This is a genomic window from Streptomyces sp. NRRL WC-3549 (assembly GCF_000721935.1).
Classification (GTDB): Bacteria; Actinomycetota; Actinomycetes; order Streptomycetales; family Streptomycetaceae; genus Streptomyces.
The window spans coordinates 175,076-182,386 of sequence record NZ_KL585414.1 but is presented as its reverse complement, the minus strand read 5'-3'; the positions used below and the strand labels follow the sequence as shown (position 1 = coordinate 182,386).

Genomic DNA, 7,311 nt, shown 5'->3' with positions numbered 1-7,311 from the left:
GAGGCAGGCGTACCCGCAGCCGCCGTCACCAGCCGTGCCCGGACCAGCTGATGCCGTCCGGTACCGCGTTTCTGGCCGGGCGCGCTGCACGGCGTCCACGGCGGCGCACAGCCGGAGCGGGGCGTCGCCCTCGTGACACGAGGCCCGACCCCCGTCGGCTCGACCGCACCGGTGGCGGATACGTGCAGGAGGGCGGGACGGGCGGAAGCACAGCAGCCGCCCACCCGGTTGCTCCCTACCGGTCGTCGGCGAACGCTGAGGCCCGGGCACCCGGTTCCGCTCCCGCCGGGGGCCGCCTCGCCGGGGTGGACGGACGGCGCGCGTGGTGACGGCGGGGCCCGCGGTACGCCATCAATGCGGGGCAACGAGGGGGGCGTCGGAGAACATGCCTCCATGACTGTGCGAGGCATCGACCATGTAGGCGTCACGGTTCCGGACCTGGAGACCGCGACACTCTTTCTCGTCAGGGCGCTGGGCGCCGAGGTGCTCTACGACACGCTGCGGCGGGACGAGGGGCCACGGACCGGGCCCGAGCTCGAACAGCGGCTCGGCGTGCCCGAGGGGACCGAGCAGCGAGCGGTGCGCATGCTCGCCCTGCCGAACGGGCCCGGCCTGGAACTGTTCGAGTTCCGCGCACCGCACCAGGAGCCGCCCGCTGTTCCCAGCGACTTCGGCTGGCAGCACGTGGCGTTGTACGTCGAGGACCTGGACGGTGCAGTGGCCCGGGCCGTCGAGGCCGGCGCCACTCTCCTCGGCCCACCTCACCCGCTTCCCGGTCCGGAGGAGGGGCCGCGTAATCGGTTCGCGTATCTCCGCACTCCCTGGGGAAGTACCCTCGAGCTCCTGACCTACCCCGATCCACAGCCGTACGAGCGGAGCTCGGCCAGGCGCCGCTGGCGGCCCTGAGCCGTCGCACCCCGGTGCGGCGGTGCGTTGCGGCCACCGCACCGGGGTGAGGCAGTGGACGGCGAGCGGCGGTGTCAGTGGCTGGTGCGAGCATGCCCTGCATGACTGAGCCGATGCGGCGACGTGTGTACGGCGCCGACCACGACGACCCCAGGCGGTACGAGCAGCCGGGGTGCGACTACGTAGAACTGGTGGGTGGCCCCCTCGACGGGCTGCTCCTCGACGTGACGGGGTGGCCCCCGGCGTCCCTGGCCGCCGGTGCGGCGCTGACCACGGAGATCGGCAGGCACGGACCGGGCGGCCGGGCGGAGTACGAGCCGCGGCCCGGCAGTGCGGGCCGCTGGGACTGGGCGGGTGACATCCCGTAGACGCAGGCGGTGCGACCCACCGGTCCGCGCCTCTCTACGCTTCCGCCATGAACAAGACCACCACGCAGGCCATACACATCAGACCGGGCGGCCCGGCCGACGCACCGGCCGTTCTGGACATGCTCGACTCCGCAGTGGCCTGGATGAACGACCGCGGCAACACCGAGCAGTGGGGGACGACACCGTACTCGCAGAAGCCTGGTGGGGCCGCGCGGGTCGAGCGGTACACGACGGAGAACACCCCGTACATCGCGGAGTGGGACGGAATACCGGTCGGGGCCCTGGTGCTGGACTCCGGGGCCTCCCCGCAGATGCCGATCGCGCCGGCCGGGGAACCCGAGCGGTACGTCCGGCTGCTGGTCTCCGACCGCCGGTACGCCGGTAGAGGTATCGGCGCGGAGCTCCTGGCCCACGCCGCAGAGGAGACCCGGCAGGCCGGAGTGCGGCTTCTGCGGGTCGACTGCTGGGCGGGCGGGGGAGGGAAGCTGGTCGCGTTCTACGAGGGCAACGGTTTCACCCTGTCTCTTATACACATCGGTGTCCGCCCGTCGGCGTCCGGGCCGCTGCTGAAACATCGGGGGCGTCAGGGGAGGCGCCGGGCCGGTCCCGTGTCACCTACGCCAGAACAGATGGTGCGTCACACCACTCGGGCTGGGGATCATTTCGAGCTCGAAGCGGTCGAGCAGCTCGTCGGGAGACTCCCAGAGCCGTACCCCCGACCCGAACGTCACCGGGGAGACCGCCACGTGCATGGTGTCCACGAGGTCGGCGTCCAGGAACTGCCGGACGGTGGTGACCCCGCCGCCGAGCCGCACGTCCTTGCCCTGCGCCGCTTCCCGCGCCTGCTCAAGAACGGTGGCCGGGTCGCCGTCGACGAAGTGGAACGTGGTGTCGCCGAGCGTGAACGAGGGCCGCGCGTGGTGGGTCAGGACGAATACAGGTGTGCGGAACGGTGGCTCGTCCCCCCACCAGCCCCGCCACTCGTGGTCGTTCCAGGGCCCGCGCTGGGGCCCGAACTTGTTACGGCCCATGATCTCGGCGCCGATGTTGCGTGCGTAGTCCCGCGTGAAGTAGTCATCGAGGCCGCGGCTGCCCCCGGGAGCCGTGCGCATGGGCCAGCTCGCCGTGGCCCCCGCCCAGGCGAACAGCCTCTCGGGGTCGACATGGCCGAACGGCCTTTCGAGGCTCTGCTCCTCGCCGGCACCGATTCCGTCACTCGAGACGTTGAAGTTCTGGACTCTCAGCAGCTGCGCCACGATTCCTCCTGGGGTGTCGACGGCAGGGGTGAGACGCTCCGGGCCGGGGGAACTCATCGCTGCTTCCGTGACCGGGTCGAGTAGTGGGCTGCCTGAACGGCTGTTCCGCGCACGGGGCCCGCCCGGCCATCGTCCCCCGTGCCCCGCCTGGTTGCACCACCTGCACCACCCGTCGCACGCTGGCAGAGCGGACCGCGGTCGGCGGCAAGGCCGGCCCGGTCTCGCGCAAGGACAGGAGACGCGTATGAAGATCGGCATCATCGGCGCCGGCAACATCGGCAGCACGCTCACCCGTCGGCTCACTGCCCTCGGGCACGAGGTCGCGGTGGCCAACTCACGCGGGCCGCAGACCCTGGCCGGCCTTGCGGCGGAGACGGGCGCGCGGGCCGTGTCCGCGAGCGAGGCGGTGCCCGGGGCGGATCTCGTCATCGTCACGATTCCGGAGATCCGGGTCCCCAGCCTGCCGCCGGGGCTGTTCCAGGGAATGCCGGACAACCTGATCGTCGTGGACACCGGCAACTACTACCCGCGCCAGCGAGACGGCCGGATCCGGGAGATCGAAGCGGGCCTGCCGGAGAGCCGGTGGGTCGAGCGGCAACTCGGCCATCCGGTGATCAAGGCGTTCAACAACATCTACGCCCAGCACCTCGCCGAGAAGGGTCTCCCGGCCGACAGCCCTGGACGCATCGCTCTGCCGGTGGCCGGCGACGACGCACGGGCCAAGAGGGTCGTCATGGGCCTCGTCGACGAGCTCGGCTTCGACCCGGTCGACACCGGTGACCTAAACGAATCCTGGCGTCAACAGCCCGGGTCACCCGTCTACACGGCCGACAAGGACGCCGAAGGCGTCAAGCAGGCGCTCGCCGACGCAGTCAGGCAGAGGGCACCGGAGTGGCAGGCGACCCCCGACAGCCCCGGCACCTTCGAGGCTCCCGCCTGACCCACCCGCCCGACGCGCCGTATGCCACATCCGTAGGTCACGATGCCACATCCGTAGGTCACGCCGTCCACGGCCCCGAGCGATGCCCGGGGCCGTGGACGGTCCGTGTACGTGTGCGGAGCGCACAAGCAGAGCAGCGCGCCCACCGGTGGCGCGGGTGTCCAGGCCGTTACCGCTCCAGTTCCTCGTCGACCGGTGGCTTCGGCGTCTCCCGCAGGTGCTGGGAGAGGCCCGGCTTGCCGCCCTTGCGGGCCTGCGCCCCCTTCTGGCCCGGCGTACGGTCCATGTCGGAGTCAGCGTCGAGGCGTACCGAGTGGACCACGTCCTCGCGGTTCCCGTACTGCTCCGCCGGAATGCCCTGCAGCGCCTTGATCACCTCGTCTCGGGCATTGGCTGCCTGCGCCGCCGTCAGCAGGTCGTCCTTGCCCGCGGGGAAGTCGACGGCGTCCAACGCCTTCAGAACCTCGTGCACGGTGGTATGCGCGGTCATGGAGAAACTCCTTGCTCTCATCGCGCCGGGCCCTGAGGCCGGGGAGCCCAGCTTCGGACCGGCTGCGGGACGCTCTTGGAGCCCCTTCCGGTCTGCCTGGCCAACGCCCCTCCGTGTGGCCGAGGGACGCGGTTCCGCTCGATGTGCTCGTGGCGGGCGGGGGAGGGCGTCCGTTGCGTGTGCGTTCGCCGGATAGGTGCTCCTGAGGGGGGTTTCTTGTCCCTTGTTCTGACATCTTCTCTGGTTGGCGCCGCTCCGCGCACCTTGTGACGCTCCGGGTAGGCGCTCCCGTGGCCAGGGGCGATTCGCTGTCCGTTTCGGTGATGATCAGCCTGTTCCGAGAGTGTCCGCCCGTCCCTTCAGGGCTTCGGCGCTTTCGTCCCGGTCCGGTCCGCGCGCAGCCGTGGGTTCTCGGCGGCCTCGCGTAGTCGCGCGGCGCGCGGGTGTGACGACGAAGACGGTGCGCTACTACGAGTCGCTGGGGTTGATCAGCCCTGCCCGGCTCGCCAACGGCTACCGGGACTACACCGAACATGACGCCCGGATGGTGCGCGAGGCCAGGGAGCTGAACCGTCTCATGATTCCGGTCGAGCGGACACGCCCGTTCCTCGAATGCCTGGCGGACGGCCAGGACCGCGTGGACGAATGCCCGTCGTCACTGGCCGGCTACCGCGAGGCCATCGGTGAACTGGTCTCGGATCGAGACACTCACCGCCCGCCGGTCCGTGCCGGCCCGTCACCTGTGGGACAACATTCCCGGAGCACGGGGGCGCACCAGTGAGTACTTCGATGGCTGCGGGACAACCCCATGTGACCGGGGGAGCCGACGGTACCGACAGCGCGCCGAGGCCCTGCTCGTCCTTGCCCCCGGGCAGACGGGCATGGGCCGGAGGGCAACCGCCGGCACCCGCCTGCTCGCCGGCACCGGAACCCGCGCGGAGGAACGGTCCGACGCCGGTTCGACCTCGGATGTTCCGCGTCGGAGAAGGGCGTCGGGCCATCGCGGCGGTGGGCGGTCCCTGCATCCGCCCGACCGCCGTGGTCCGTGTCCGTGCGTCAGGAGGCCGAGGCCGCCCCTACGCAGAACTCGTTGCCCTCCGGGTCGGCCATCACCACGTGGTGCATGCTGAATTCGTCGAGGACGGCCCCGCCCGCCTGCACCAGGCGCTCGGACTCGGTTCTGATCCGCGCCCACCTCTCTTCAGGACTGCCGTGCCCCGGCACTCGGACGTCGATGTGGAGACGGTTCTTCGCCGTCTTGGGTTCGGGAACCTTGAGGATGCACAGGCGGGGACCGACGCCGTCGGGATCGCAGAGCCATGCTCCGTCCTCCACGGATTCTTCCGCCGGCAGGTCGAAGTGCGCGAACCACTCCGCGCGCGTGCGGAAGGGAGCGGGCGGTGGCTCGTCGACATAGCCGAGGGCCGTCTTCCAGAAGGCGGCAAGGCGCTGTGCGTCCGTGCAATCAAGTGTCAGGTCGATTCCGGCTGCCATGGGACGGGAGCGTACTGCGCGCCTCCGACAGTCGGGTCAGGCGGCGGCGAACCGTGGCCGCGTGACGGTATCCGTGCGTACCCGCGTGGCATCCCCAGGTCTCCAGGAGGACGTCGAGCCGTGAAACGCCGCCGACGACAGGGCCGCAGAACGTGTGGGGCGTGCACTCCGGAGTACCTTCGCATGGCGGCTCGACCGGGAAAGGACCGAGACCCGTTCGTCGGTCGGCCGCCTCGACGAGGCTGACCGGCCGGGCGCGCTCCGTGTCTCGGCAGGTCTGGTGGCGGAGGGTGTGGGGAGCCGCGTCATTGCTCGGCGCCCTGTTCCTGGTACTCGGGGTGGCCGGTTTCGCAGCGTCGATTCCTGAGGCGGCGGATACGGTCCGGGCTTTCCGCTCGGCAGGTAGGTGCACGGGTGCGGCCTCGCACGCCGACTGCTTCCACTCGCAGGGGGCCCGGTGGGTGTCCCCGGCGAGATGGAATGCGGGGCGGACGGGCCGCTCTTCGAGCGGCTGAAGCCGGGGGACCAGGTCACAGTCGCCCAGTGGCACGACTACGCCACCGCGCTCGGCCGCGACGGTGTGACACAGCAGTCCAGGGACACCCCCGAGAGTGAGCCCGAGTGGCCGGCGGGACCCCGGTACTGAGCGAAGAGGGCCCGGCGGTGTCAGCATGGATGGAAAGAAGTCCGCACCTCTTCGTCCTGCGTGCGACGGTGTGCAGGCACGGGCCGGTCGGCCGTGCCGCGCCGGGCCCCGGCTGTGCGCGTCGCGTCGCGCCGGGACTCCCAGGAGGAGACATGACCAAGCGAGACCGCGACCCCAAGCCGGACCGCAGCCCCCAGAACCGGACCCCCCGGGGGCCGGGCGAGAGCCGGGGCATGCCCCGGCGCCCCGACGACCGGGCACTGGAGACCCGCACCGAGCAGGAACGCGTGGAGGCGGGTGTCGCCGACTACAACCCCGACAACGTCCCCCCGGCCACCGACACCCCCTCACGCGCCCGCGTCGACGACACGGACGCTTACCGGGACGAGAAGGCGGAGATCGACCGCGAGGTGAAGAGCGGCGAGATGAAGCCCGACCAGCTGCAGGCGCGCGAGGACCGCGATCCCTATCCGCCCACCCGTTACGACCGCTGACCCGAGCGCTCCGCTCGGGAGACCGGAAGAAGCGGTCATTGTGCCGGTACAGGTGGGCTTTTCGACCACCGGTACCGGCACACGTCGCCGCCCCCGTATTACCTGAGGCTGACATGGACAGGGGAGACGCTCCCCGGCCCCCTCCTCATTCGTTCCGCACGGAGGGCCTGTCAGCACTCAGCCCCTCAGGCCTCGTCGTCGGCGGCGCGGGCCGAGGGGAGCAGCTGGCCGATGTCCGCGGGAAGAGCGTCGGTCATGTTCTCCATCAGGCCTGGAGCCAGGGCGGCGTCGAGCACCTCCAGTACGGCAGCGGCCTCCCGCAGAGCCGCACTCTCGTCCGTCCCGGCACGGGCGGCGATCCGCCCGGCGAAGGTGGCCAGGTCGAATCGTTCGGCCGTGGAGTGCGTCGTTTCCTCGGCGGCCGGGCCTGCCGCCTCCCGAATGTGAACGGCAAGTTCCGGGGGGAGCTGAGCGGCCACGTGCTCGGCGAGTCCGGACGGCAGACGCTCGGCCAGTGTGGTCAGGACCGCCTGGGTCGCACGCTCGGCCGGGCCGCGACCCGGTAGCTGAGCCAACGCCTGCACTTTTCCGATGATTTCGTCGTGCTGCATGAGGTGGTCTCCCTCCATGGGGTGTGGCACCGCCGTGCGGCTTCGGCTGCCGGGGCCCGGGCGCGTTCCCGCGGGTACTCGGGCCGGCCGCCCCGGGGGAGACGAT

General features: G+C 71.1%; 10 protein-coding genes and 1 pseudogene. 7 read left to right on the top strand and 4 right to left on the bottom strand.

Annotation, left to right across the window (positions count from 1 at the left end):
- Positions 1-393: 393 nt before the first annotated feature.
- The 3 genes and pseudogenes from IH13_RS0122130 to IH13_RS41065 all read left to right on the top strand — a co-directional run.
- Positions 394-906, top strand: a complete 513-nt coding sequence (locus IH13_RS0122130) for a VOC family protein (protein ID WP_031087078.1) — start codon at positions 394-396, stop codon at positions 904-906.
- A 101-nt stretch (positions 907-1,007) separates the two neighbouring features.
- The gene (locus IH13_RS0122125) at positions 1,008-1,274 is read left to right on the top strand and encodes a hypothetical protein (protein ID WP_031087076.1); all 267 of its coding nucleotides are present in this window, start codon (positions 1,008-1,010) and stop codon (positions 1,272-1,274) included.
- Positions 1,275-1,321: 47 nt separating this feature from the next.
- Positions 1,322-1,792, top strand: a pseudogene (locus tag IH13_RS41065) (GNAT family N-acetyltransferase); the annotation flags it as partial.
- A gap of 93 nt (positions 1,793-1,885) precedes the next feature.
- On the opposite strand, the gene IH13_RS0122115 reads toward IH13_RS41065, so the two are convergent.
- The gene (locus IH13_RS0122115; RefSeq protein ID WP_031087073.1) at positions 1,886-2,530 is read right to left on the bottom strand and encodes a dihydrofolate reductase family protein; all 645 of its coding nucleotides are present in this window, start codon (positions 2,528-2,530) and stop codon (positions 1,886-1,888) included.
- Positions 2,531-2,543: 13 nt separating this feature from the next.
- On the opposite strand from IH13_RS0122115, the gene IH13_RS0122110 reads away from it, so the two are divergent.
- Entirely contained in the window at positions 2,544-3,470 is a 927-nt protein-coding gene (locus tag IH13_RS0122110) for an NADPH-dependent F420 reductase (protein WP_267883869.1), read from the top strand.
- Between the two features lie 169 nt (positions 3,471-3,639).
- Here IH13_RS0122110 and IH13_RS0122105 read toward each other — a convergent pair whose 3' ends face one another.
- Entirely contained in the window at positions 3,640-3,960 is a 321-nt protein-coding gene (locus IH13_RS0122105; protein WP_031087070.1) for a DUF2795 domain-containing protein, read from the bottom strand.
- A 445-nt stretch (positions 3,961-4,405) separates the two neighbouring features.
- On the opposite strand from IH13_RS0122105, the gene IH13_RS44830 reads away from it, so the two are divergent.
- Positions 4,406-4,741, top strand: coding sequence for a MerR family DNA-binding transcriptional regulator (locus tag IH13_RS44830; RefSeq protein ID WP_234433355.1), 336 nt, complete (start codon positions 4,406-4,408; stop codon positions 4,739-4,741).
- 275 nt (positions 4,742-5,016) lie between these two features.
- Here IH13_RS44830 and IH13_RS0122090 read toward each other — a convergent pair whose 3' ends face one another.
- Complete coding sequence (locus IH13_RS0122090) at positions 5,017-5,454, bottom strand: VOC family protein (protein WP_031087068.1); 438 nt, start codon at positions 5,452-5,454, stop codon at positions 5,017-5,019.
- Positions 5,455-5,911: 457 nt separating this feature from the next.
- Here IH13_RS0122090 and IH13_RS39765 point away from each other — a divergent pair, with 457 nt between their 5' ends.
- Both IH13_RS39765 and IH13_RS0122080 read left to right on the top strand, forming a co-directional pair.
- Entirely contained in the window at positions 5,912-6,100 is a 189-nt protein-coding gene (locus IH13_RS39765; protein ID WP_051835897.1) for a hypothetical protein, read from the top strand.
- A 152-nt stretch (positions 6,101-6,252) separates the two neighbouring features.
- Complete coding sequence (locus IH13_RS0122080) at positions 6,253-6,594, top strand: hypothetical protein (protein ID WP_031087067.1); 342 nt, start codon at positions 6,253-6,255, stop codon at positions 6,592-6,594.
- 185 nt (positions 6,595-6,779) lie between these two features.
- Here the strand turns inward: IH13_RS0122080 and IH13_RS0122075 are convergent, their stop codons facing one another.
- Entirely contained in the window at positions 6,780-7,205 is a 426-nt protein-coding gene (locus IH13_RS0122075; protein WP_031087065.1) for a DUF2267 domain-containing protein, read from the bottom strand.
- Positions 7,206-7,311 lie beyond the last annotated feature (106 nt).